The 21,669-nt window shown below is 69.3% G+C and carries 23 protein-coding genes, 1 tRNA gene and 1 pseudogene; 9 read left to right on the top strand and 16 right to left on the bottom strand.

Features of this window, described 5'->3' with window-relative positions:
- Positions 1 to 29: 29 nt before the first annotated feature.
- From nuoF to R3F55_17370, 7 genes and pseudogenes are all read right to left on the bottom strand, one after another.
- Positions 30 to 1,316, bottom strand: coding sequence for an NADH-quinone oxidoreductase subunit NuoF (gene nuoF, locus R3F55_17400; protein MEZ5669176.1), 1,287 nt, complete (start codon positions 1,314 to 1,316; stop codon positions 30 to 32).
- Complete coding sequence (gene nuoE / locus R3F55_17395) at positions 1,316 to 1,996, bottom strand: NADH-quinone oxidoreductase subunit NuoE (GenBank protein MEZ5669175.1); 681 nt, start codon at positions 1,994 to 1,996, stop codon at positions 1,316 to 1,318. Before nuoE ends, nuoF begins: the two co-directional genes overlap by 1 nt.
- Positions 1,993 to 3,174: an NADH-quinone oxidoreductase subunit D gene (locus R3F55_17390; GenBank protein ID MEZ5669174.1), complete on the bottom strand. Its 1,182-nt coding sequence runs from the start codon at positions 3,172 to 3,174 to the stop codon at positions 1,993 to 1,995. The genes nuoE and R3F55_17390 overlap by 4 nt, the downstream gene beginning before the upstream one ends.
- A 14-nt stretch (positions 3,175 to 3,188) precedes the next feature.
- Positions 3,189 to 3,788 (bottom strand): annotated as a pseudogene (locus R3F55_17385) (NADH-quinone oxidoreductase subunit C).
- Between the two features lie 25 nt (positions 3,789 to 3,813).
- Entirely contained in the window at positions 3,814 to 4,383 is a 570-nt protein-coding gene (locus tag R3F55_17380) for an NADH-quinone oxidoreductase subunit B family protein (GenBank protein MEZ5669173.1), read from the bottom strand.
- Positions 4,353 to 4,721 carry an NADH-quinone oxidoreductase subunit A gene (locus R3F55_17375; GenBank protein ID MEZ5669172.1) on the bottom strand — a complete coding sequence of 123 codons (369 nt, stop codon included), beginning with the start codon at positions 4,719 to 4,721 and terminating at the stop codon, positions 4,353 to 4,355. Before R3F55_17375 ends, R3F55_17380 begins: the two co-directional genes overlap by 31 nt.
- Before the next feature lie 207 nt (positions 4,722 to 4,928).
- Positions 4,929 to 5,005, bottom strand: a tRNA-Asp gene (locus tag R3F55_17370).
- A gap of 251 nt (positions 5,006 to 5,256) precedes the next feature.
- Here R3F55_17370 and R3F55_17365 point away from each other — a divergent pair.
- The 6 genes from R3F55_17365 (at position 5,257) to R3F55_17340 (ending at position 10,290) form a co-directional block, all read left to right on the top strand.
- Positions 5,257 to 6,009 carry a response regulator transcription factor gene (locus R3F55_17365; protein MEZ5669171.1) on the top strand — a complete coding sequence of 251 codons (753 nt, stop codon included), beginning with the start codon at positions 5,257 to 5,259 and terminating at the stop codon, positions 6,007 to 6,009.
- A gap of 219 nt (positions 6,010 to 6,228) precedes the next feature.
- Positions 6,229 to 6,876 carry an RNA polymerase sigma factor gene (locus R3F55_17360; GenBank protein MEZ5669170.1) on the top strand — a complete coding sequence of 216 codons (648 nt, stop codon included), beginning with the start codon at positions 6,229 to 6,231 and terminating at the stop codon, positions 6,874 to 6,876.
- Between the two features lie 4 nt (positions 6,877 to 6,880).
- The gene (locus tag R3F55_17355) at positions 6,881 to 7,336 is read left to right on the top strand and encodes a hypothetical protein (GenBank protein MEZ5669169.1); all 456 of its coding nucleotides are present in this window, start codon (positions 6,881 to 6,883) and stop codon (positions 7,334 to 7,336) included.
- On the top strand, positions 7,333 to 7,797 hold the full coding sequence (locus tag R3F55_17350) for a periplasmic heavy metal sensor (protein MEZ5669168.1): 465 nt from the start codon (positions 7,333 to 7,335) through the stop codon (positions 7,795 to 7,797). The genes R3F55_17355 and R3F55_17350 overlap by 4 nt, the downstream gene beginning before the upstream one ends.
- Positions 7,794 to 9,122, top strand: a complete 1,329-nt coding sequence (locus tag R3F55_17345; GenBank protein MEZ5669167.1) for a DUF1800 domain-containing protein — start codon at positions 7,794 to 7,796, stop codon at positions 9,120 to 9,122. The genes R3F55_17350 and R3F55_17345 overlap by 4 nt, the downstream gene beginning before the upstream one ends.
- Positions 9,123 to 9,174: 52 nt before the next feature.
- Positions 9,175 to 10,290, top strand: coding sequence for a DUF1501 domain-containing protein (locus R3F55_17340; GenBank protein ID MEZ5669166.1), 1,116 nt, complete (start codon positions 9,175 to 9,177; stop codon positions 10,288 to 10,290).
- 27 nt (positions 10,291 to 10,317) lie between these two features.
- On the opposite strand, the gene R3F55_17335 is transcribed toward R3F55_17340, so the two are convergent.
- On the bottom strand, positions 10,318 to 10,935 hold the full coding sequence (locus R3F55_17335; protein ID MEZ5669165.1) for an extensin family protein: 618 nt from the start codon (positions 10,933 to 10,935) through the stop codon (positions 10,318 to 10,320).
- Between the two features lie 469 nt (positions 10,936 to 11,404).
- On the bottom strand, positions 11,405 to 11,929 hold the full coding sequence (locus R3F55_17330) for a sigma-70 family RNA polymerase sigma factor (GenBank protein ID MEZ5669164.1): 525 nt from the start codon (positions 11,927 to 11,929) through the stop codon (positions 11,405 to 11,407).
- Positions 11,930 to 12,196: 267 nt separating this feature from the next.
- On the opposite strand from R3F55_17330, the gene R3F55_17325 reads away from it, so the two are divergent.
- Entirely contained in the window at positions 12,197 to 12,382 is a 186-nt protein-coding gene (locus R3F55_17325; GenBank protein ID MEZ5669163.1) for a hypothetical protein, read from the top strand.
- A gap of 15 nt (positions 12,383 to 12,397) precedes the next feature.
- Here the strand turns inward: R3F55_17325 and R3F55_17320 are convergent, their stop codons facing one another.
- Entirely contained in the window at positions 12,398 to 13,690 is a 1,293-nt protein-coding gene (locus R3F55_17320) for a nucleotide sugar dehydrogenase (protein ID MEZ5669162.1), read from the bottom strand.
- A 122-nt stretch (positions 13,691 to 13,812) separates the two neighbouring features.
- Between R3F55_17320 and R3F55_17315 the strand changes: the two genes are divergently transcribed.
- Together R3F55_17315 and R3F55_17310 are read left to right on the top strand one after the other, a co-directional pair.
- Positions 13,813 to 14,784, top strand: coding sequence for a GDP-mannose 4,6-dehydratase (locus R3F55_17315; GenBank protein MEZ5669161.1), 972 nt, complete (start codon positions 13,813 to 13,815; stop codon positions 14,782 to 14,784).
- Positions 14,785 to 14,891: 107 nt separating this feature from the next.
- A complete protein-coding gene (locus R3F55_17310) occupies positions 14,892 to 15,515 on the top strand; it encodes an exopolysaccharide biosynthesis protein (protein ID MEZ5669160.1) in 624 nt (207 codons plus the stop codon).
- Between the two features lie 16 nt (positions 15,516 to 15,531).
- Here the strand turns inward: R3F55_17310 and R3F55_17305 are convergent, their stop codons facing one another.
- The 6 genes from R3F55_17305 to R3F55_17280 all read right to left on the bottom strand — a co-directional run bounded on the left by R3F55_17305 (position 15,532) and on the right by R3F55_17280 (position 21,649).
- On the bottom strand, positions 15,532 to 17,319 hold the full coding sequence (locus R3F55_17305) for a peptidoglycan-binding protein (protein ID MEZ5669159.1): 1,788 nt from the start codon (positions 17,317 to 17,319) through the stop codon (positions 15,532 to 15,534).
- A 1-nt stretch (position 17,320) separates the two neighbouring features.
- Complete coding sequence (locus R3F55_17300) at positions 17,321 to 18,865, bottom strand: HAMP domain-containing sensor histidine kinase (protein MEZ5669158.1); 1,545 nt, start codon at positions 18,863 to 18,865, stop codon at positions 17,321 to 17,323.
- A complete protein-coding gene (locus R3F55_17295; GenBank protein ID MEZ5669157.1) occupies positions 18,753 to 19,433 on the bottom strand; it encodes a response regulator transcription factor in 681 nt (226 codons plus the stop codon). Before R3F55_17295 ends, R3F55_17300 begins: the two co-directional genes overlap by 113 nt.
- Before the next feature lie 142 nt (positions 19,434 to 19,575).
- On the bottom strand, positions 19,576 to 20,691 hold the full coding sequence (locus R3F55_17290; GenBank protein ID MEZ5669156.1) for a PDZ domain-containing protein: 1,116 nt from the start codon (positions 20,689 to 20,691) through the stop codon (positions 19,576 to 19,578).
- A complete protein-coding gene (locus R3F55_17285; GenBank protein MEZ5669155.1) occupies positions 20,643 to 21,032 on the bottom strand; it encodes a hypothetical protein in 390 nt (129 codons plus the stop codon). The genes R3F55_17290 and R3F55_17285 overlap by 49 nt, the downstream gene beginning before the upstream one ends.
- Before the next feature lie 155 nt (positions 21,033 to 21,187).
- A complete protein-coding gene (locus R3F55_17280) occupies positions 21,188 to 21,649 on the bottom strand; it encodes a DUF192 domain-containing protein (GenBank protein MEZ5669154.1) in 462 nt (153 codons plus the stop codon).
- Between the last annotated feature and the right edge of the window lie 20 nt (positions 21,650 to 21,669).

Raw genomic sequence — 21,669 nt, 5'->3', positions numbered from 1 at the left:
CTCGCAACGCACCCTGAACGCGCCCCTCATCATGCAGCCTTCGACTTGGCGGCACCGGCGATGCGCGCCTCGATCTCGTGCCGGAAATGCCGGATCAGCCCCTGCACCGGCCAGGCGGCGCCGTCGCCGAGCGCGCAGATGGTATGCCCTTCGATCTGGTTGGCGACGTCGAGCAGCTTGTCGATCTCGGCCTTCTCGGCGTTGCCCTTGACCATGCGGGTCAGCACCCGCCACATCCAGCCGGTGCCCTCGCGGCACGGCGTGCACTGGCCGCAGCTCTCGTGCTTGTAGAAATGCGCCAGCCGGGCGATCGCCTCGATCACGTCGGTCGACTGGTCCATCACGATCACCGCGGCGGTGCCGAGGCCGGTCCGCGCCTCCTTCAGGCTGTCGAAGTCCATCAGCACGCCGTCGCAGATGTCCTTCGGCAGGATCGGGGTGGACGAGCCGCCCGGGATCACCGCCTTCAGGTTGTTCCATCCGCCGCGGACGCCGCCGGCGTATTTCTCGATCAGCTCCTTCAGCGGGATGCCGAGCTCTTCCTCGACATTGCAGGGCTTCTCGACGTGGCCGGAGATCGAAAAGATCTTTGTGCCGGTGTTGTTCGGCCGGCCGATGCCTGCGAACCAGGCGCCGCCGCGCTTGCAGATCTCGGGCGCGACCGCGATCGTCTCGACGTTGTTGACCGTGGTCGGGCAGCCATAGAGCCCGCAGGCGGCCGGGAACGGCGGCTTCAGCCGCGGCTGGCCCTTCTTGCCTTCCAGGCTCTCCAGCAGCGCGGTTTCCTCGCCGCAGATGTAAGCGCCGGCGCCGCGGTGCAGATAGACGTCGAAATCCCAGCCGGACTTGCAGGCGTTCTTGCCGATCAGCCCGGCGTCGTAAGCTTCGTCGATCGCGGCCTGCAGGTTGCTGGCCTCCAGGTAGAACTCGCCGCGCACGTAGATGTAGGCCGCGTTGGCGCCCATCGAGAAGCCGGCGACCAGGCAACCCTCGATCAGCCGGTGCGGGTCGTAGCGCAGGATCTCGCGGTCCTTGCAGGTGCCGGGCTCGGACTCGTCGGCATTGACCACCAGATAGTGCGGCCGGCCGTCGCGCCGCTCGTCCGGCGGCATGAACGACCACTTCACGCCGGTCGGAAAGCCGGCGCCGCCGCGGCCGCGCAGGCCGGATTCCTTGACCTCGTTGACGATCCAGCCGCGCCCCTTGGCGATGATGGCCGCGGTGCGGTCCCACACGCCGCGCTGCAGCGCGCCTTTCAGCCGCCAGTCGTGCTGGCCGTACAGGTTGGTGAAGATGCGGTCGCGGTCGTGCAGCATCAGCCCTTCTCCGCCGGCGCAGGCTTCGGCTCGGCCGGCTTGTCGAATGCCAGGGTCTTGACCACGGGCGGGTTCGGCAGCTCGTCCAGCGTGGTCGCGCCGCCCGGCGGCTCCGACCCGATCCGGCCGGTCTGCGAGCCGACCTTGACCTTCTTGCCGGCGGCGAGATCGTCGAGCAGCCGCTCCATCTCCGCGCCGGTCAGGTCTTCGTAGTAGTCGTCGTTGATCTGCACCATCGGCGCATTCACGCAGGCGCCGAGGCATTCGACCTCGACCAGGGTGAACGCGCCATCCACCGTGGTCTCGCCCAGCCCGATTCCAAGCTTGCGCCTGCACGCCTCGGTCAGCTCGTCGCTGCCGCGCAGCCAGCACGGCGTGGTACGGCAGACCTGGACCAGGTGGGTGCCCACCGGCCGCAGGTTGAACATCGAATAGAAGGTGGCGACCTCGTAGACCCGGATCGGCGCCATCTGCAGCATCTCGGCGATGTGGTCCATCGCCGCCCGCGGCACCCAGCCGCCGGCCTCGCGCTGGGCCAGGTCGAGCAGCGGGATCACCGCGCTCTGCTGGCGGCCTTCCGGATAGCGCGCGACGATCTGCCTGGCCCGCTCCGCTCCCTTCTTCGAGAAGGCGAAGCTCGCGGGCTGCTGCGCCGCCGGCGCCGGCGTGCGCGCGCTCATCGATCGATCTCCCCGAACACGATGTCCAGGCTGCCGAGGATGCCCACGCTGTCGGCGAGCATGTGGCCCTTGCACAGGAAATCCATCGCCTGCAGGTGCGGGAAGCCCGGCGCGCGGATCTTGCAGCGATAGGGCTTGTTGCTGCCGTCGGAGACCAGGAACACCGCGAATTCGCCCTTCGGCGCCTCGACCGCGGAATAGGTCTCGCCGGCCGGCACGTGATAGCCCTCGGTGTAGAGCTTGAAGTGGTGGATCAGGGCTTCCATCGACCGCTTCATCTCGCCGCGCGGCGGCGGCGCGATCTTGTGGTCGTCGACCTGCACCGGGCCGTCGGGCAGCCTCTCGACCACCTGCTTGATGATGCGCACCGACTGGCGCATCTCCTCGACCCGGACCAGGTAACGGTCGAAGCAGTCGCCGTTCTTGCCCACCGGAATGTCGAAATCATACAGGTCGTAGCCGTCGTAGGGCTGCGCCTTGCGCAGGTCCCACGGCACGCCCGACCCGCGCAGGCAGGGGCCGGAGAAGCCCCAGTCGGCCGCCTGGGCGGCGGTGACCACGCCGATGTCCACGGTACGCTGGCGGAAGATGCGGTTGTCGGTCAGCAGCGCTTCCATGTCGTCGATGAACTTCGGGAAGGTCTCGATGTAGCGGCCGATCTCCTCGGCCATGCCGGCCGGCATGTCCTGGTGCACGCCGCCGGGACGGAAATAGGCGGCGTGGAAGCGCGCGCCCGACACCGCCTCGTGGAACTCCAGCAGCCGCTCGCGCTCCTCGAAGCCCCACAGCATCGGGGTCAGCGCGCCGACGTCCATGCCGAACGCGGTCAGGTTGAGGATGTGGTTGAGGATGCGGCTGATTTCGGCGAACAGCACCCGGATCGCCTGGCCGCGCGGCGGCACCGCGATGCCCAGCAGCTTCTCCACCGCCAGGGCATAGGCATGCTCCTGGCACATCGGGGCGACGTAGTCGAGCCGGTCGAAATAGGGCACCGCCTGCAGGTAGGTCTTGTACTCGATCAGCTTCTCGGTGCCGCGGTGCAGCAGCCCGATGTGCGGGTCGATCCGCTCGACGATCTCGCCGTCCATCTCCATGACCATGCGCAGCACGCCGTGTGCCGCCGGGTGCTGCGGCCCGAAGTTGAAGGTGAACGGTCTGATCTCGACGTCGTCGGCCATGCGGCTATCCCTGTTCACCCGGCCTTTTCGTCGCCGGGCAGCACGTAGTGCGCGCCTTCCCACGGGCTCATAAAGTCGAAGCTGCGGAACTCCTGCGTCAGCTTGACCGGCTCGTAGACCACGCGCTTCTGCAGGTCGTCGTAGCGGACCTCGACATAGCCGGTCAGCGGGAAGTCCTTGCGCAGCGGATGGCCTTCGAAGCCGTAGTCGGTGAGCAGCCGGCGCAGGTCGGGATGGCCGCTGAACAGCACGCCCTAGAGGTCCCAGATCTCGCGCTCGTACCAGCCGGCGGTGCTGTACAGCCCGACCGCGGAGGGCACCGGCGTCTCCTCGTCGGTGGTCACCTTCACGCGGATGCGCTGGTTCTGCTTCACGCTCAACAGGTTGTAGACCACCTCGAAGCGCTCGTCCCGCGCCGGATAGTCCACGCCGCAGATGTCGCTGAGAAAGCGGAACTGGCAGTTGCTGTCGTCGCGCAGGAACTTCAGCAGGTCGAGCAGCTGGCCGCGCGGCGTGCGCACCATCAGCTCGCCATGCGCCACTTCCGTGTCGATCACGGCATCGGGCTTGGCGTTCGCCAGATAGTCGCCGAGGTCAGCCAGCGCTTGGTCCATCACAGGGTCCCGGACGGTTGCAGGCTCAGGCCGAAAGGGTGCGCGAGATCGGGCCGGAGCGCCTGATCTTCTTCTGCAGCTGAAGGATGCCGTAGACCAGCGCCTCCGCCGTCGGCGGGCAGCCGGGCACGTAGATGTCGACCGGCACCACCCGGTCGCAGCCGCGCACCACCGAATAGGAATAGTGGTAGTAGCCACCGCCATTGGCGCAGGAGCCCATCGAGATCACCCAGCGCGGCTCCGCCATCTGGTCGTAAACCTTGCGCAAGGCCGGCGCCATCTTGTTGGTCAGCGTACCGGCGACGATCATCACGTCGGACTGGCGCGGGCTCGGCCGCGGCACGACCCCGAAGCGGTCGAGATCGTAGCGCGGCATGTAGGCGTGCATCATCTCGACCGCGCAGCAGGCCAGCCCGAAGGTCATCGGCCACAGCGAACCGGTGCGCGCCCAGTTGACCAGGGAATCCAGCTTCGCCACCACGAAGCCCTTGTCCTGCAAGGTATCGGTGACGTCCTTGAGCAGCGCATCCTGGGCCGGTCCCGGCGGCAGGGCGCGGTCGGCGCTCACTCCCATTCCAGCGCCCCCTTCTTCCATTCGTAGACGAAGCCGACGGTCAGGATCGCCAGGAACACGATCATCGACCAGAAGCCGTACATGCCGATGTCGCCCAGCGACACCGCCCACGGGAACAGGAACGCCACCTCCAGGTCGAAGATGATGAACAGGATGGCGACCAGGTAGAAGCGCACGTCGAACTTGGAGCGGGCGTCGCCGAACGCCTCGAAGCCGCATTCGTAGGCCGACAGCTTCTCGGACTCCGGCTTCTGGCGCGCGGCGATGTAGGACGCGGCCACCAGCAGCACCGACAGGCCGATGGCGACGCCGAGAAAGATCACGATCGGCAGATATTCGCACAGGAGTTCAGCGGACATCGATCACCTAGGCTTCGGGCGCGGCTTCCTGGCGCCCTCGATTCGGGGTCATCGGCCGGCGAGTGCGGCGGGTGCGTTTTGCACCGCCCCGCTCACGCTGTCAAACGTCACGCGTTCGCGCCGCCCGCCTCGCGGCACCGGCACGGTCGGCGGCACGGGCACCGTGCCGCGCGCACCGGCACACCCACGGCTGCAATGAAAGGAAAATGGCGGGAGTGACGGGACTTGAACCCGCGGCCTCCGGCGTGACAGGCCGGCACTCTAACCAACTGAGCTACACCCCCGCTCGGGCCCGTGGGCCTGCGGAGGCACAGCGTGTAGCCAAAGCCGCCGCGGCTGTCAACGCCGCAGATCGGCGGCGGCCGACCGCGGCGTGCGCGGAAAATTTGCCGAAAATACAGGATAAATACTTCAAGTATTCGTAGCGATTTCCAAATATTCGATCAGTTTTCTCTTTTACAATGTAATGCCCTGTAAACATATTCGCGGCATTGTTACATAAGACAGGCAATCCACAGCGGACACCGAGGTTCCCATGAGCCAGCGCCACGCCCGCGTTCTGGTCGTCGACGACGACCCGGCCAGCGGCGAAATCCTTGAGTTCCTTCTGAAGCGTGACGGCCACCAGGTCGATACGGTGCGCTCGGTGCGCGGCATGCACCATGCGCTGGGCCAGCACGCCTACGACCTGATCATGCTCGACGTCCGGCTGCCGGACGGCAACGGCGTCGACGAGCTGCGCGCGCTGCGCACCGACAGCGACGTGCCGATCATCATGGTGTCCGGCCAGGACACCACGATCGACCGCGTGCTGGGGCTGGAATCCGGTGCGGACGACTATGTGGTCAAGCCGTTCGAGGGCCGCGAGCTGCTGGCGCGGGTCCATACCGTGCTGCGCCGCGTGCGCCACACCCGCAAGTCCGATCGCAAGTCGACCGTGCTGCGTTTCGACGAATGGGTCATCGACATCACCCGGCGCGAGCTCACCCGCGTCGGCGGCGAGCGGGTCAGCCTGACCAGCGCCGAGTTCGACCTGCTGCGCGCGCTGATCGAGCAGCCGAACAAGCCGCTGTCGCGCGACGACCTGATGGCGGCAACCAAGTCGCGCGAGTGGAGCCCGTTCGACCGCAGCATCGATGTGCTGATCGGCCGCATCCGCAAGAAGATCGAGCCCGACCCGTCCGACCCGGTGCTGATCAAGACGGTGCGCAGCATCGGCTACGTGCTGGCCGCCAACGTCCAGCCCTATGCCGGCAGCATGCCCGCGGTCTCGCACCACGCGGCGTGACCTCGGGGGGCGGCGCCCCGGCACGCTTTCGGATTGCACGGTCAGGGCGGCGCCGCGGCGCCGCCCGTCGCATTTTCCGGCGCAGGATTCCGCCCGGCCGCCCGTATCAGCCCACGGACGGCGATGGGCGGAGAGGTTCCGTATGAATCTTCGGCAATACGGCGCACGCTTGACCGGTGTCGCGCGCTCGGCCATGCCAGCGGGCGGAAGGCAGCCGGGATGAGCTTCGCGCAGGCGCGGGCCCAGGCATTCGGCTGCCGCCTTCTGAGCGGGGCGCTGGGCAACGCGGTGGACCGGAACCGGCAGCAAGCGGCCGACGGCGACGACAGCCTGATCCTGGCGGCAGCCGGCGGCGACCGCGGCGCCTTTGCGCGCCTGGTCGACCGTCACAGCGCGCGCGCCTTCGCGGTGGCCTACCGGATGACCGGCAACCGGTCCGACGCCGAGGACGTGGTGCAGGAGGCGTTCATCCGCGCCTGGCGCCACGCCGACCGCTGGCAGCCCGGGCGGGCGGCGTTCTCCACCTGGCTCTACCGCGTGGTGACCAACGCCGCCATCGACCAGAAGCGCCGCCCGCGCCACGACGACCTCGAGGACGTGGCCGAGCCGATGGACGAAACGCCCGACGCCGAGGAAAGCCTGCTGGTGCGCCAGCGCAACGCCGCCATCGCCAAGGCCAGCGCCGCCTTGCCCGACCGTCAGCGGCAGGCGCTGGCGCTGTGCTATGGTGCCGGCCTGTCGAACAAGGCGGCGGCCGACGTGATCGGGGTCAGCGTCAAGGCATTGGAATCGCTGTTGATCCGCGCCAAGCGCGCGCTGCGCGACGATCTGGGCGGCATCTGGGGCGAAGCGACGGGGACGGACTGATGCGATGAGCGAACTGAGCAAATTCCAGGACCGGCTCGATGCCCTCGGCGCCGACCTCGGCCGGTGGCCGGCGCGGGAGCGGGCTTGGGCCCATGCGCTGACCGCGCGATCCACGGACGCCCGTGCGCTGCTGCGCGCGGCCGAGGCGTTCGACCGCGCACTCGCCGGCGCCGTGCCCGACGCGCGGACCGACCGGCTGCGGGCCAGCATCATGGCCGCCCTGCCCGCCCGTGCCGCGGTCGGCGCCGGGCGGATGGCGCGCTCGCTGTGGTGGCTGTGGCCCGGCGGGCTGGCCGGCGCCGCCGCATCGATGGCCATCAGCTTCTATGCCGGCGCGGTCGCCCAGGACACGGTGTGGCCGCAGACCGAAAGCACCGAGGTCGCCGCGCCCGACGATGCCGCCGGCGGCACGCTCGACGACCTGCTGTTCGGCTTCGTGCTCGATTCGGGGGCGGCATGACGCTGAGCGGCCGGACCTCCTGGATCGTCGTCGCGGCCCTGGTGGTCTCCCTGTGCATCAACAGCTTCTTCGTCGGCGCGATCCTGACGCGGCCCGGGCCCCATGACGGCCCCCACCCGCCCGAGCAGCCGCGGGCCGAACTGGCGCAGACCGCCGGCCTTGCGCGCATCCTCGGCAACCTGCCGCCGCCGATCCGCGATTTCCTGCGCGACGAGTTCGAGACGCTGGGCGCGGACATCCCCGGCATGAACCGCGCGCTGCGCCAGGCGCGGCGCGACGTGGTGGCGGTGCTGCGCGCCGAGCCGCTGGACATGGACGCGCTCGACGCGGCGCTGGCCGCGGTGCGGAGCAGGACCACGGAACTGCAGGTCGCGCTGCACGCCATGTTCGTCACGGCGATGCAGGATATGCCGCCTGAGATGCGGGCCGAGGCCGTGGAAATCTGGAGCCGGCAGCGATGACGGACGTCGGGGCGTTCCTGGCGACGACGCGCTACGGGCTGGGCCCGGCACCGGGCGATCTGGACCGCGTTGCGCCGGACCCGGCGGGATGGCTTGCCGGCCAGCTTTCGGCGCCGCCCGCGCTGCCCGCGGCACTGCAGGGGCTGGACGGCTCGGCCGCCCGCATCCGCGCCGTGCTGGAGGCGCTCGACGAGAGCGCCGGCCGGGTGCAGGAATTCTTGCGCGAGCAGGGCCGCGACTGGCACCTGGCCGACCTGACCGCGCGGACCGTCGCGGCGGTGGAGACCGCGACGCCGTTCGTCGAGCGGCTGGTCCACTTCTGGTCGAACCATTTCACCGTATCGAGCACCAAGCCGGCAATCGTCGTCGCGGCGGTCGCCTACGAGAACGAGGCGATCCGCCCGCACGTGCTCGGCCGCTTCGCCGACATGCTGAAGGCGGTGGTCGGCCACCCGGCCATGCTGGTCTACCTCGACAACGCCCAGTCGATCGGCCCGGACAGCCGTGTCGGCAGCCGGCGCGGCCTCGGCCTGAACGAGAACCTGGCCCGCGAGGTGCTGGAACTGCATACCCTCGGCGTCGACGGCGGCTACAGCCAGGACGACGTCCGCGCGCTCGCCGAGATGCTGACCGGCTGGTCGATCGGGCGTGCCGGCGACGGCGATGTCGGCAGCTTCCGCTACCGTCCGATCATCCATCAGCCCGGCGACAAGACCCTGCTCGGCGTTCGCTATCCGGAAGCGGGCCAGGACGAGGCGATCGCCGCGCTGGACGCGCTGGCCCGCCACCCGGCGACCGCGCGCCACCTCGCCGCCAAGCTGGCGCGCCACTTCGTCGCCGACGATCCGCCGCCGGCCGTCGTCGCCCGGCTGGCCGACGTGTATCTGGCCAGCGACGGCAGCCTGGCCGCGCTGGCGGCGGAACTCGTCGCCCTGTTCGCCAGCCTCGCCGATCCGCTGGCCAAGGTGAAGACCCCGCAGGACTTCGTGGTGGCGACGCTGCGCGCGTTCAGCGCGGCGAGCCGGGCCGAGGGCGGCGTGGTCTCGCTGCGCCTGATGGGCCAGTTCCCGTTCGCCGCCCCCTCGCCCGCCGGCTGGCCCGACCGGGCGGCGGACTGGCTGGGCCCGGACGCCCTGCGCAAGCGGATCGACTGGGCGGTCGAGGTCGGCCGCCGCGTGCCGGTGCTGGTCAGCCCGGTCCGCATCGGCCGGCAGACGATCTGGCCGGTTGCGTCGGCGCAGACGCGGTTCACGGTCGAATCGGCGCCCAGCGTCGCCGACGGCGTCGCGCTGCTGCTCGCCAGCCCGGAGTTCCAGAGGAGGTGACGATGCCCTGTCCCGGCGCCGCTTCCTTGCCGCCGCCGGTGTCGGCGCCGCGATGGCCGCGCGGCCGCGGCTGCTGCTGGCCGATGCGCCGACGGAGAGCCGGCTGGTGGTGGTCATCCTGCGCGGCGCGATGGACGGCCTTTCGGCGGTGCCGCCGGTCGGCGATCCCGCCTATCGCGGGTTGCGCGGCGACCTCGCCATCGACGACGCGCTGCCGCTGGACGGCTTCTTCGGGCTGCACCCGGCGCTGGCGCCGCTCGCCGGCTGGTATGCCGAGGGCGCCCTGCTGCCGGTGCATGCGGTGGCGACGCCCTATCGCGAGCGGTCGCATTTCGACGCCCAGGACCTGCTGGAAAACGGCACCGGCATGCCGCACGGCGCCGGCGACGGCTGGCTCAACCGCGCCCTGGCGGCGATGGGCGCGACCGCGCGGCCGGCCGGGCTGGCGATCGCGCAGTCGGCGCCGCTGATCCTGCGCGGCGCGGCGCCGGTCACCACCTGGTCGCCGTCGGTGCTGCCCGGCGCGGATGACGACCTGATGGCGCGGATCGCCGCGATGTATGCCGACGACCCGCTGTTCCGGGAATCGCTCGAAAGTGCGATGGCGCTGGGCGACGCCGCCGGGGCGGGCAGCGCCGGCGGCGGCGCGCGTGCGCAGTTGGCCGAGTCCGTGCGCACGGCCGGCATGCTGCTGGCCCAGGCCGACGGGCCGCGGATCGCCGTGCTGGAGCTGGGCGGCTGGGACACCCATGCCAACCAGGGCGCCGGCAACGGACGCCTGGCCACGGCGCTGACCGGGCTTGCCGAGGCGCTGTCGGGCCTGCGCACGTCGGCCAGCGCAGTCTGGGCACGCACCTGCATCGCCGCGGTCACCGAGTTCGGCCGCACCGCGGTGCCGAACGGAACCCGCGGCACCGACCACGGCACCGGGGCCGCCATGCTGCTGGCCGGCGGTGCCGTGGCGGGCGGACGGGTGTTGGCGGATTGGCCGGGCCTCGGCACCGCGCAGCTCTACGAGGGGCGCGACCTCATGCCGACGACCGATCTGCGCGCCGTGCTGAAAGGCGTCCTGCGCGACCACCTGGGCCTCGCCGACGCTGTGCTGGCGGACGGCGTGTTTCCGCAATCCGGCGCGGTCGCGCCGTTGGACGGCCTCATCCGCGGATGAAGGCCGCCGGCCGGCCGACGGCCGGACCTACAGGCTGCAGATTCCGCCGCTGCCCAGGTCGAGATGGAAGTGGTTGTAGTGGTAGCGGTCCGAGTTCGGCGTCAGCACGGTGTCGAAGTAGCCGCAGGCGCGCTCGGCGAGCCGACGCAGGAATTCGCCCTGCTTGTTGCTCGCATAGAAGTCGTTCTCGACGCTGATCGTCTGGCCGTCGGGCATCTCGAACGCGGCCACGTCCAGCGCCAGGCCGTGGGAATGCTGGGACAGCTTGGCCCGGTTGCCGGTGCTGACCCGACAGGCATAGTCGCTGAGCTGGTGGACGTAGCTGACCGGCTGCGCGAACACTTCCTGCGCCAGCGGCTGCACGACCTCCTGGTCGAACTGCAGCCATTTCAACGCCATTTCGCATTCCAGCTCGGCGTCCGGACCCAGCTCGGCAGCGCCGGTGCGGAAGATGACGGGCTCGTCGATGCCGCAGCCGCGACCGGTGTGGAAGGACTCGCTCGGCTCGAACACTGCGCCGCGGGCACGCAGCAACTCCTGGCACGAACCCTCGGTCGCATAGACCACGTCGGTGCCGACGCTGGCGATGTCGCCGACCTCCAGCGATGCAATCTGTGGAGGACGCTGCGGGACGCAACCCGCCAAGGCAATCAAGGCACACGTCAGCCCGACCCTGCCTCCAGCTCGCATCCCCTGCACTCCGTACCTGTTCTTTGCTTGCCATCTTGCGCCCGCGGCCGCTGTGCAGCCGGGGCCCGAAATGGTTAGAGCGGCCGGGTCAGGCGGGTAAAATTAAAACATCGTAACGAACACGGCGGCCAGACGCCGCGACGGAACCTCTCGATCCGGTCGGAAAAAACCGAAGGATTCTGCGGTGTTACGCAAATCAGCGCAGATGCGCCGCAGGGTGAAATCAGTGTTAGGTCTCGATCATCTCCGACAAATTCGATCCGTTACTGCCGTGCGCTCCGAGTCATGACCGCTTCCGTTCGGGCTGGTCCTGCATCGTACCGACGCCGGCGGGGACGCCGGCGTCGGGTAAGCGGCACGGGGCTGCGCGCGGGAACGGTCTCGTCGCGGGAAGCGCCGGACGATCGCGTTAGCGCTGCGATGCTCAGTGCACGTAGGCGCCGGTGCCGGGCATCGCCTGGGCCGGCGTGTCGTCCATCAGCTCGCGCAGCCGGTTGCGGGCGCGCGACAGACGCGAGCGCACGGTGCCGATCGGCACGCTGAGGGCCTCGGCGGCGTCCTGGTAGCTCATGCCCTCGGCGCCGACCAGGGTCAGCACGCGACGGTCCTGGTCCGACAGCTTGGCGAAGGCGCGGCGGAAGTCGCGCAGTTCGACCCGGCTCTCCTGCGTCGCCGACACCGGGAACAGGTCCTCGCATTCGGTGCAATCCATGCTGCCGGCCCAGCGCGCGCGGCGGCGGATCTCGTTGATGTGCGTGTTGCGCAGAATGGTGAACATCCAGGCCCGCAGATTTGTGCCGGGCTTGAACTGGTTGATGTTGCGCAGGGCCCGCTCAAGGCAGGTCTGAACCAGATCGTCGGCATTGTCGCCGCCACGGGTCATCGACCGGGCATAGGCCAGAAGACGGGGCATCAGGGCCTGAATCTCGACAGTCAACGTAGCGCTCATCGCTTCCTCCAAGTATTGAAAACTTGATGAAGCAATGATGATTCTTCGCGATGTCGTAATCAATCAAACTCGCGTCGGTCAGATGGACCTGTTCATCATTATAACGCACCAGCACCACTACACTATGAACCTCAACCTGTTCTTCATTGTCCTGTTCCATATCATGAGCGACCTGCGCCAGCTCCGCGACTGGCGGATGCGGCACCGGTGGCATAGGATATGGAACTGACGTCACTGATGGAAAAATGGCCGGCGGAGCGGCGAGGCATGGCAGACGCGACCCGCGAGGTGCGGACGGTCAAGTTCCAGCTGATGTTGAGCGAGGCCGAACTCGGCCTGATCGACGACTGGCGCTTTGCCAACCGGATGCCGACCCGTGCCGCCGCGATCCGCGCCCTGATCGGCCGCGGGCTGGCCGCCGACGCAAGTCCGCCGGCGCAGCCGCCGGCGTAGCGCCGCTGTGCGGCGTCACAGGCTCCAGTAGGCGACGCCGTCGCCGACCGCGTCCGGTTCCAGCGCCGACTTGATGTCGACCAGCACGCCGCGTCCGCCGAGGATCGCGCCCAGCCGTCCGGCACCCAGCGCGAGATATTCGCGATGGGCGACGGCCAGGACCAGCGCATCGAGCCCGTGCAGGTCGGCGAGGTCCGGCGTCAGCGCGATGCCGTATTCTGCCGCGGTCTCCGCCGCATCGGCGTGCGGGTCGTGGACCAGACACTCGGCACCATAGGCCCGAAGCCGGGCGACGATATCCGGCACCCGGCTGTTGCGGATGTCGGACACGTTCTCCTTGAAGGTGACGCCGAGCACGCCGACACGGGGCGCGCGGCCGTAGCCGCAGGTCTGCAACACCAGCTGCAGCACCCGGTCGGCGACATAGGCGCCCATGCCGTCGTTGACCCGGCGGCCGGACAGGATGACGTGCGGCTGGTAGCCGACCTGCTCCGCCCGCGCAGTCAGGTAATAGGGGTCGACGCCGATGCAGTGGCCGCCGACCAGGCCGGGGGTGAACGGCAGGAAGTTCCACTTGGTGCGGGCGGCGGCCAGCACGTCGGCGGTGCGCAGGCCAAGCCGGTCGCAGATCATCGCCAGCTCGTTCATCAGCGCGATGTTCAGGTCGCGCTGGGTGTTCTCGATCACCTTGGCGGCCTCGGCGACCGCGATCGACGGCGCCCGGTGCAGCCCGGCGGGGATCGCGGGCCCGTAGATCGCGCATAGCCGGTCCAGCGTCTGCGGACTGTCGCCCGCCACCACCTTCACGATCCGCGTGACGGTGTGCTCGCGGTCGCCGGGATTGATCCGCTCCGGCGAATAGCCGACGGCGAAGTCGCTGCGCCAGCGCATGCCGGAGGCCTGCTCCAGCCGCGGCACGCACACGGTCTCGGTCAACCCCGGATAGACGGTCGATTCGAACGCCACCACCGCGCCCGGCCGCATCGCCTTGCCGACCGCGTCGCAGGCAGACAGGATCGGCCGCAGGTCGGGACGGCGGCTGTCGTCGATCGGGGTCGGCACCGTCACCACAAAGGCGGTCGCCTCGGCCAGCGCGGCGGCATCTTGGGTGAAGCGCACGGTGGAGGCGCGCAGCGCCTCTGCCCCGACTTCGCCGGTCCTGTCATATCCTCTGTTCAGCTCGTCGATTCGGGATGGCGCGATGTCGTAGCCGATGACGTTGGCGAACGCGCCGCCGAAGGCGTGCGCCAACGGCAGGCCGACATAGCCGAGCCCGATCACGGCGATGATTTCGTCGGAAGGATGCATCTTTCCCGGCGGTCGATGGTTATGTCCGGCGCGGAGGCAGGATTTGCGGTGAGCGTTCGATATGGTAATCGGCCCGCCTGTTCCAGCGAATTGTCGACGGAAAGGGGCGGCGCTTGAAGATCGTGGTCACCGGCGCAGCCGGCTTCGTCGGCATGAACGCGGCACGGGCGCTGCTCGACCAGGGCCATGCGGTCGTCGGCATCGACAACCTCAATCCGTATTACAGCGTGAAGCTGAAGCGCGACCGGCTGGCGCGGCTCGAAGGGCCGGGATTCAGCTTCGTCGAGGCCGACATCGCCGACCGTGCGGCGATCGAGGCGGCGCTGCAGCCGCACGGCGACGCCAGCCACATTCTGCACCTGGCCGCGCAGGCGGGCGTGCGCCATTCGCTGGTCGACCCCTACGCCTATGTCGCCAGCAACGTCATGGGCCAGCTGGTACTGCTGGAAGCGGCGCGGCGGCTGCCGCGGCTGGAGCGCTTCGTCTACGCCTCCACGTCGTCGGTCTACGGTGCGCTGAAGGACATCCCGTTCAGCGTGCGCCAGTGCACCGACAAGCCGGTGTCGATCTACGCGGCGACCAAGCTGGGTGGCGAGCACCTCGCCCGGGTCTACGCCGACAGCTTCGGCATCGCCTGCGTCGGCCTGCGCTTCTTCACCGTCTACGGTCCGTGGGGCCGGCCGGACATGGCGACGTGGCTGTTCACCGAGGCGATCCTGCAAGGCCGGCCGATCCCGGTGTTCAACAACGGCGACATGCGCCGCGACTTCACCTATGTCGACGACATCGTCGCCGGCATCTGCGGCGCGCTGACGCGGCCGCTGCCGCCCGATTCGGACGGGCTCGCCAACCGGATCTACAACCTGGGCAACCACCGGGCCGAGGCGCTGCTCGATTTCATCGGGGTGATCGAGCGCTGCCTCGGCCGCAAGGCCGAGCTGCGGATGGAACCGATGCAGCAGGGCGACGTGCGCGAAACCTTCGCCGATATCGCCGAGAGCCGGGCCGACCTCGGCTTCGCCCCCAAGGTCACGATCGACGAGGGCATCCCGCGCTTCATCGATTGGTACCGGTCGTACCACAACCTATCTTAGCGGCACGGCCCGGCGAACCGCTTGCCCCGCCCGTGCCACAACTCTAGCCTAAACGGCAGTTCATCCAGCCAGGTCATGGCAGCAGGACAGGGATCGGGCCGCAGGACGTGACGACCGAGCATAGCGAGAGCGCCTCGACCGTGCTGAAGGGTGTCGTGGCGCACCAAGAGCCCGAGACCATCACGATCGACGAGATCCTGGCCGCCCTGCACCATCGCGGGTTCGGCCTGCTGTTCATCCTGCTGGCGATCCCGAACCTGCCGCCGATCCCGATGATCCCGGGCGTGTCCACCCTGTTCGGCGTGCCGATGTTCATCCTGGCGCTGCAGTGGACGCTGGGCCGCGACCGCCCGACCCTGCCGCGCTCGATCGGCCGCAAGGCGTTCAGCCGCGCCAAGTTCAACAAGGCGATCGGCAAGGTGCTGCCGCTGCTGCGCGGCGTCGAGCGGCTGGCGCGGCCGTCGATGGAAGGCGTGCTGTCGCGCCGGTTCGAGGTGTTCTTCGGCTGTTTCGCGATGGTGTTCGCGGTGGTGCTGGCCGCCCCGCTGCCGTTCTCGAACCTGCTGCCGGCCTATGGCCTGGCCGCGCTCGGCATCGGCCTGCTGGAGAAGGACGGGCGCTTCGCCGTGCTCGGCTGGCTGATCGGCATCGGCGGGATCGTCTTCCTGGTCTGGATCTGGACCTTCGCGATCAACGAACTGATCGCCTTCGCCAACTGGGCGTTCGGCTGAACCGCGAGCCGAAGCCTCAACCGCCTTCGCGCAGCTCGCTGAGCCGGCCGTCGTCGTCCAGCACATAGTAGCTTGGCGCCACCCTGAGGCCGCGCTCGACCTCCTGCACCACGTCGGGCGTGTCGATCGGGTCGGCCACCAGCAACCGGCTGTCCGGCCGGAACTCGACGCCGTAGGTCGACGACACCGAGGCGACGGCCGCGCCGGTCGTGCAGTCGATCACCACCGCCAGCGGCGCCACGCCGCTCAACAGATTGACCTGCAGCACCACATAGTGGCCGGCGAAGTTGGGCTGGGTCTCGTACTGGGCCTCGAGGTCCAGCGGATCGGCCTCGGCCAGCATCGGATGGCTGGCGGGGTCGAGCGCCGCGAAGGCGCCTTCGAACAGTGCGTCGGCCGGGAAATCGGCGAACTGATGGTCCCACGCCTCCATCGCCACGTTCTGCACCGTGCTGCGGTGGGCGGCGCGCTGGTCCTCCAGCAGGTTGTATGTCTCCACGGTCAGCGTGCCGCTGGTGACCAGCCCGTTGGCGGCCTGGTAGCGCGCAATCGCCGTCGCCGTCGCCGGGCCGAGCACGCCGTCGGCCGCCGCCGACAGGTAGCCCAGCTCGCGCAGCAGCTGCTGGGCGCGCTGCAGGCTCCAGAAGTCCATGATCTGGGTGGCCGCGTTGTCCTCGCCGCGCAGCGCGTTCAGGGTCTCCAGGGTCAGCGTGCCGGTCACCCGCAGGCCGTTGGCCGCCTGGAACTGGCGCATCGCCTCCTCGGTCTTGCTGCCGCTCATGCCGTCGGCCGGGCCCGGATCGAAGCCGGCGTCGGCGAGCAGGCGCTGCGCCTCGGCGATGAACGGGTTCTCGCGCGGGATGTCGGTCACATCGCGCGCCCGCGCCCGCAGCCGCTCGAACGTCTCCGGCGTGATTGTGCCGGTACGGCGCAGGTTCTCGTCGGCCTGGAACCGGCTGACGGCGCGCACCGTCTCCGGCCCCATCACGCCGTCGGCGGTATTGACCTCGTAGCCGAGCAGCTTCAGCCATTCCTGGGCGTCGGCGACCATCGGGTCGGTCTGGGTCTGCTCGTGCGGCGCGCGCAGGCGCAGCCGCTCAAGCGTCGCCGGCGTCAGCCGGCCGTTGCGGTTCAGCCCCTCGGCACGCTGGAACGCAGCGATGGCCGACGACGTCGCCGGCCCCATCTCGCCGTCGGCGTCGAGGTCGCCATAGCCCAGCGCGGTCAGCAGCAGCTGGGCCTCGCGCACGTCGGGGTCGCCCCCGGCGGCGCCGTCCTCGCCCCCGCCGCCGGCGCGGCTGCGCAGCGCGCTCAGCGTCTCCGGGTTGAGCTGGCCGTTGGCGACGATGCCGGCGGCACGCTGGAACGCCTGCAGCGCATTCTGCGTGCGCGATCCCATGGCACCGTCGTCCGGTCCGGGGTCGTAGCCGAGCGAGGCGAGGATGCGCTGCGCCTCCGCCAGGTCGCTCGAAGTTGTCCCGGCACTGCTGGAGCTGGCGGTGACGCCGCTGGCGCGCGACTGCAGCACCCCCCAGGTGTAGTCGTCGATCTGGCCGGTGGGGGTGATGCCGTTCTCGTCCTGGAAGCGCTGCACCGCGTTGCGGGTCGCCGGCCCGGCAAGGCCGTCGACCGCGCCGGAGTAGTAGCCGAGGCCGGAGAGGATCTGCTGCGCGCGCTGCAGCCGCTCCGCCTCGTCGGCATGGGCCCCGGCGGCGACCAGGCCCAGCGCCAGGCCCAGAGCGAGCCCGGCACCGGCGCGCCGGCCCGCGTCGGCCGCGCTGCGAACGAATCTGCGATACGCCATGTCAGGAGGCATAGGCCAATTCATCGGGTTTGCCACGATCCTTGTGCGTGCGCGGCTCGCGCTGCCCGTCGCTCTCCATGCGGCGGAACGACATCCGGACCCGGAGTCCGGGCTCGTTGTCCTCCAGGGTCAGGGCGGCGCCGTGCAGCTTGGCAACGGCCGCGACCATAGCCAGGCCGAGCCCGTTGCCGACGGTCGAGCGCGCCGGGTCCAGCCTGGCCGAACGCTGCAGCACATATTCGCGCTTGTCCTCGGGTATCCCGGGGCCGTTGTCGCCGACAAAGAAGTCAACTTCGTGGCCGTGCTGCGAGACCACCAGGTCGACCCGCTGGCTGCCGCCGGCATATTTGATCGCGTTGTCGATCAGGTTGGCCATCGCCTGCATCAGCAGCTGGCGGTGGCCCTTGATGATCGCGCCCGGCCGGCTGCGGGCGATCATCATCATGCCGGCATCCTCGACCGCGGGTTCGTAGAGCTCGGCCACCTCCTGCACCAGGTCGTTGAGGTCGACCGGCTTCAGCTCCGACTGCAAGGCCCCGGTCTCGACCGTGGCGATGCTGAGCAGGGCGGAGAAGACGCCCAGCAGGCGGTCGGCGTCGAGGATCGCCTGGTCGATCGCCGACTTGTATTCCTCCAGCGTGCGCTCGCGCGTCAGCACCTGTTCCAGCCGCGCCTTGATCCGCGTCAGCGGGCTGCGCAGGTCGTGGGCGATGTTGTCGGTCACGTCGCGCATGCCGGCCATCAGCCGCTCGATCTGGTCGAGCATGGCATTGAGATTGGACGACAGCTCGTCGAACTCGTCGTCGGCGCCCTTCAGCGCGATGCGTTCGTGCAGGTCGCCCTGCATGATCCGCTCGGTGGTACGGTTGATCGCCTCGACCCGGCCCAGCATGCGGCGGCTGACGAAGACGCCGCCGGCCAGGCCCAGGCTCAGCGTCACGATCAGCAGCCAGCCGAAGGACTCCTGCAGCATGGTCTGCACCGCGACGCGCTCGTTCATGTCGCGGCCGACCAGCAGGCGATAGCGTCCGGGCAGCAGCACGGTCATCGCCTCGACCGGGTGGATCACCTCCTTGCCGTCCTCGATGCGCAGGATGGTGAACCGGACCAGCCCGTCGACGTCCTCCGGCACGCTCGGCCAGGCATCCAGGTTGCCGGCGCGCACGGTGTAGTCGGGGTTGGTCAGCACATAGATGCGGTCGCCCCTGATTTCCGGCGCGCTGCGGCGGCCGATCAGGTCGGTGAACTCGTCGATGTTGGCCAGGCTCGGGTGTTCGACCAGCCCCTCGATCTCGGCGATCAGGGTGTCGACCGTCTGCCGCTCGACGAAATTGAACGTGATCCAGTAGACCAGCCCGACCAGAATCAGGGCCGACGTGCCGAAGACCGTGATGTAGACCAGCGCCAGGCGGAAGGCGGTGGTCCGGAACAGCCTAACCCTGGATGCTGAGCCTGTAGCCGGCGCCGCGGACGGTGTGGAGGATGGGCGTGTCGAATCCCTTGTCGACCTTCTGGCGTAGTCGGCTGATGTGGACGTCGATGACATTCGTCTGCGGATCGAAGTGGTAGTTCCAAACACCCTCGAGCAGCATCGTGCGCGTCACGACCTGTCCGGCATGGCGCATAAGATACTCCAGAAGCTGGAATTCGCGCGGCTGTAAATGAATGGTCTGGCCGGATCGCTTCACGGTCCGCGCCAGCAGGTCCATTTCCAGGTCGCCGACGGTCAGGTTGGTCGCCTCGGCGCCGGCCTGCTCAGACCGGCGGATCAGCGATTCCACCCGGGCCAGCAGCTCGGAAAAGGCATAGGGCTTGGTCAGATAGTCGTCGCCGCCGGCGCGCAGCCCGGTCACCCGCTCGTCGACCTTGTCGAGCGCGCTGAGGATCAGGACCGGGGTGGTCCGTCCCTCCTCGCGGATCTTGGAGATGATCGACAGGCCGTCGAGGCCCGGCAGCATGCGGTCGACGATCATCGCGTCGTAGCGCCGCGACAGGGCCATGGTCAGCCCCTCTTGGCCGGTGCTGGCACGGTCGACCACGTAGCCGCATTCGCTCATGCCCTTGACCAGATGGGCTGCGGTCTCCTTGTCGTCCTCGATCACCAGCATGCGCATGGCAGCATCCCCTGCTAGGCGTCGGCCTGCGCCGACGCCGGTCTCGGTTCGATTGACCCGCCCGACGCGGCCCTGTGCCGCCGGGCGGGAGGCCGGCGCCGGCGGGCAATGCAGCCCCGCCGGCACCGCATGGGTCACGCCGTCAGGAGGCGTCGACCGGCAGCGCGACGAAGCGGCGGTCGCCATCGCGCTCGATCAGCAGCGCGACCGACCGGCCCTCCTCGCCGGCGATCGCGCCGATCGCGGTGGCCAGATCCTCTGCGCTTTCCACGGCGTGGCCACCCACGGCCAGGATCACGTCGCCGGTGCGCAGGTCGGCCTTTTCCGCCGCCGAATCCTGGCGGACTTCGGTGATCACCAGGCCGCGCGCCTTGCCGTCCTGGCCGCGCCAGCCATAGTCCTCGGCCGGCGCCACGGCGAGGCCCAGCCGGCCGAGCAGCATGCCCTGCGCCGGCGGCTCGGCCGACGCCTGCTGGCCGGCGGCATCGAGGGTGCCGACCGTCACCGGCAGCACGATCGCCTCGCCGTTGCGCAGCACCTGCATGTCCACCGTGGCGCCCGGCGCCGTCGCCGCCACCAGCCGGGGCAGGTCGCGCATCCGCTCGACCGCATGCCCGTCGAAGCCGGTGATCAGGTCGCCGACCTGCACGCCCGCCAGTTCCGCCGGCGTGCCGGCCCGCACGTCGGCGACCAGCGCGCCGGTGGGTTCGTCGAGGCCCAGCGCCATGGCGAGATCGTCGGTCACTTCCTGGATCTGCACGCCGAGGAAACCGCGCTCGACCACGCCGTCGTTCAACAGCGAATCGATGACGGATTCGGCGATCGACGCCGGCACGGCGAAGCCAATGCCGACGCTGCCCCGGCTGGGGCTGACGATGGCGGTGCTGACGCCGATCACGTGGCCGGAGACATCGAACACCGGGCCGCCGGAGTTACCCGGATTGATCGGCGCGTCGAACTGGATGTAGTCGTCATAGGGACCCGAATGCAGGTCGCGGTCGGTTGCCGAGACGATGCCGGCGGTGACGGTGCCGCTGAGGCCGAACGGGCCGCCGACGGCCACCACCCAGTTGCCGATGCGCAGCGAATCGCTGTCGCCCCAGGCCACAGTCGGGAAGGGTCCGTCGCCCTCGATCTTCAGCAGCGCCAGGTCGGTGCTCGGGTCGGTGCCGACGATGGCCGCGTCATATTCCGCACCGTCGGCCAGGGTCACGGCGACGAAATCGGCTCCGTCGACCACGTGGTTGTTGGTGACGATGTAGCCTTCGGCGTCGATGATGAAGCCGGAGCCGGAGCCATCACCGCCCGCGGCCCGCCGCGGTCGTCGAATTCCGGGCCGTCGGGCGCGTCGAACCGGTCGAACGGGCCGAAACGGAACGGCCCGGGTTGGCCCGGCATCCCGCCGCCCGGGTTCCACACGCCGGTCTGCCGCGATTCGACCGCCACATGCACCACGGCCGGCAGCACCTGCTCGACCATGTCGGCGAAGTCGGGCCCGATCGCCTGCGCCTGGGCGCCGGCGACCGATCCGAAAAGCGCCAGCGAAGCGAGAAGCGGCACGCTGACGCGCGTCGTACCGCAGGTTGTCATGTCCACCATGAATGGTTCCCCATTTGGTTCGATGGCGCGTCAGTTAGGTGCACAATAAGGCGGGATCTTGGCTGCGAGATGAAGAGTTCCTCTCTGTAAGATTAATCATGATTAACCACGTCGGCGGGCTCGCCGTCAGTGCCCGCCGTCACGGACTCCGCCGGCTAGCCGCCGAATTCCGGCCAGATCACGCGGTCGCCCGGCGCGATACCGAGCCGCTCGCAGGTGCCGCCGTTGACCTCGAGCACGGCACGCACCGGGCCGCGCGACGGCACCGGCGTCGTCGACAGCGGCACGGTCCTCTCGGCAATGTGATGCACGAGTCCGTCCGCGTCGATGAACAGCATGTCCAGCGGCAGCAACGTGTTCTTCATCCAGAACGAGGTCTCGCGCGGCTGTGCGTAGACGAACAGCATGCCGGCGTCGGCGGCCATCTCCTGCCGGAACATCAGGCCGACCGCCATGTCCTGCGGCGTGCGCACCACCTCCACCTCGAACCGGTGCATCACCCCCTCGGCGGTGACGATGTCGAGCGTGCCCTGCTCCACGGCGGACGCGCCGGTCGCGGCGCCCAGGGCCAGAAGCACGGCGATCGCCGCCGCCATTCGACGCAGAATCAGGCTCATCATGCTTTTCCTCTCGGCGG

It is taken from the genome of Alphaproteobacteria bacterium (genome assembly GCA_041396705.1).
Lineage (GTDB): Bacteria > Pseudomonadota > Alphaproteobacteria > CALKHQ01 > CALKHQ01 > CALKHQ01.
The sequence above is the reverse complement of the archived record's forward strand: the minus strand, read 5'-3'. Positions and strand labels throughout refer to the sequence as shown.

Bases quoted from the DNA above. Each gene is read 5' to 3' on its own strand.
- R3F55_17330 (MEZ5669164.1), bottom strand. From the start codon at position 11,929: ATGAGCGCTACGTTGACTGTCGAGATTCAGGCCCTGATGCCCCGTCTT.
- R3F55_17340 (MEZ5669166.1), top strand. From the start codon at position 9,175: ATGGCCGCGCGGCCGCGGCTGCTGCTGGCCGATGCGCCGACGGAGAGC.
- R3F55_17295 (MEZ5669157.1), bottom strand. From the start codon at position 19,433: ATGCGCATGCTGGTGATCGAGGACGACAAGGAGACCGCAGCCCATCTG.
- R3F55_17280 (MEZ5669154.1), bottom strand. From the start codon at position 21,649: ATGAGCCTGATTCTGCGTCGAATGGCGGCGGCGATCGCCGTGCTTCTG.
- R3F55_17360 (MEZ5669170.1), top strand. From the start codon at position 6,229: ATGAGCTTCGCGCAGGCGCGGGCCCAGGCATTCGGCTGCCGCCTTCTG.
- R3F55_17365 (MEZ5669171.1), top strand. From the start codon at position 5,257: ATGAGCCAGCGCCACGCCCGCGTTCTGGTCGTCGACGACGACCCGGCC.
- R3F55_17345 (MEZ5669167.1), top strand. From the start codon at position 7,794: ATGACGGACGTCGGGGCGTTCCTGGCGACGACGCGCTACGGGCTGGGC.
- nuoF (MEZ5669176.1), bottom strand. From the start codon at position 1,316: ATGCTGCACGACCGCGACCGCATCTTCACCAACCTGTACGGCCAGCAC.
- R3F55_17285 (MEZ5669155.1), bottom strand. From the start codon at position 21,032: ATGGTGGACATGACAACCTGCGGTACGACGCGCGTCAGCGTGCCGCTT.
- R3F55_17300 (MEZ5669158.1), bottom strand. From the start codon at position 18,865: ATGTCATCGACGTCCACATCAGCCGACTACGCCAGAAGGTCGACAAGG.
- R3F55_17375 (MEZ5669172.1), bottom strand. From the start codon at position 4,721: ATGTCCGCTGAACTCCTGTGCGAATATCTGCCGATCGTGATCTTTCTC.
- R3F55_17325 (MEZ5669163.1), top strand. From the start codon at position 12,197: ATGGCAGACGCGACCCGCGAGGTGCGGACGGTCAAGTTCCAGCTGATG.
- R3F55_17350 (MEZ5669168.1), top strand. From the start codon at position 7,333: ATGACGCTGAGCGGCCGGACCTCCTGGATCGTCGTCGCGGCCCTGGTG.
- nuoE (MEZ5669175.1), bottom strand. From the start codon at position 1,996: ATGAGCGCGCGCACGCCGGCGCCGGCGGCGCAGCAGCCCGCGAGCTTC.
- R3F55_17390 (MEZ5669174.1), bottom strand. From the start codon at position 3,174: ATGGCCGACGACGTCGAGATCAGACCGTTCACCTTCAACTTCGGGCCG.
- R3F55_17355 (MEZ5669169.1), top strand. From the start codon at position 6,881: ATGAGCGAACTGAGCAAATTCCAGGACCGGCTCGATGCCCTCGGCGCC.
- R3F55_17320 (MEZ5669162.1), bottom strand. From the start codon at position 13,690: ATGCATCCTTCCGACGAAATCATCGCCGTGATCGGGCTCGGCTATGTC.
- R3F55_17305 (MEZ5669159.1), bottom strand. From the start codon at position 17,319: ATGGCGTATCGCAGATTCGTTCGCAGCGCGGCCGACGCGGGCCGGCGC.
- R3F55_17380 (MEZ5669173.1), bottom strand. From the start codon at position 4,383: ATGGAAGAAGGGGGCGCTGGAATGGGAGTGAGCGCCGACCGCGCCCTG.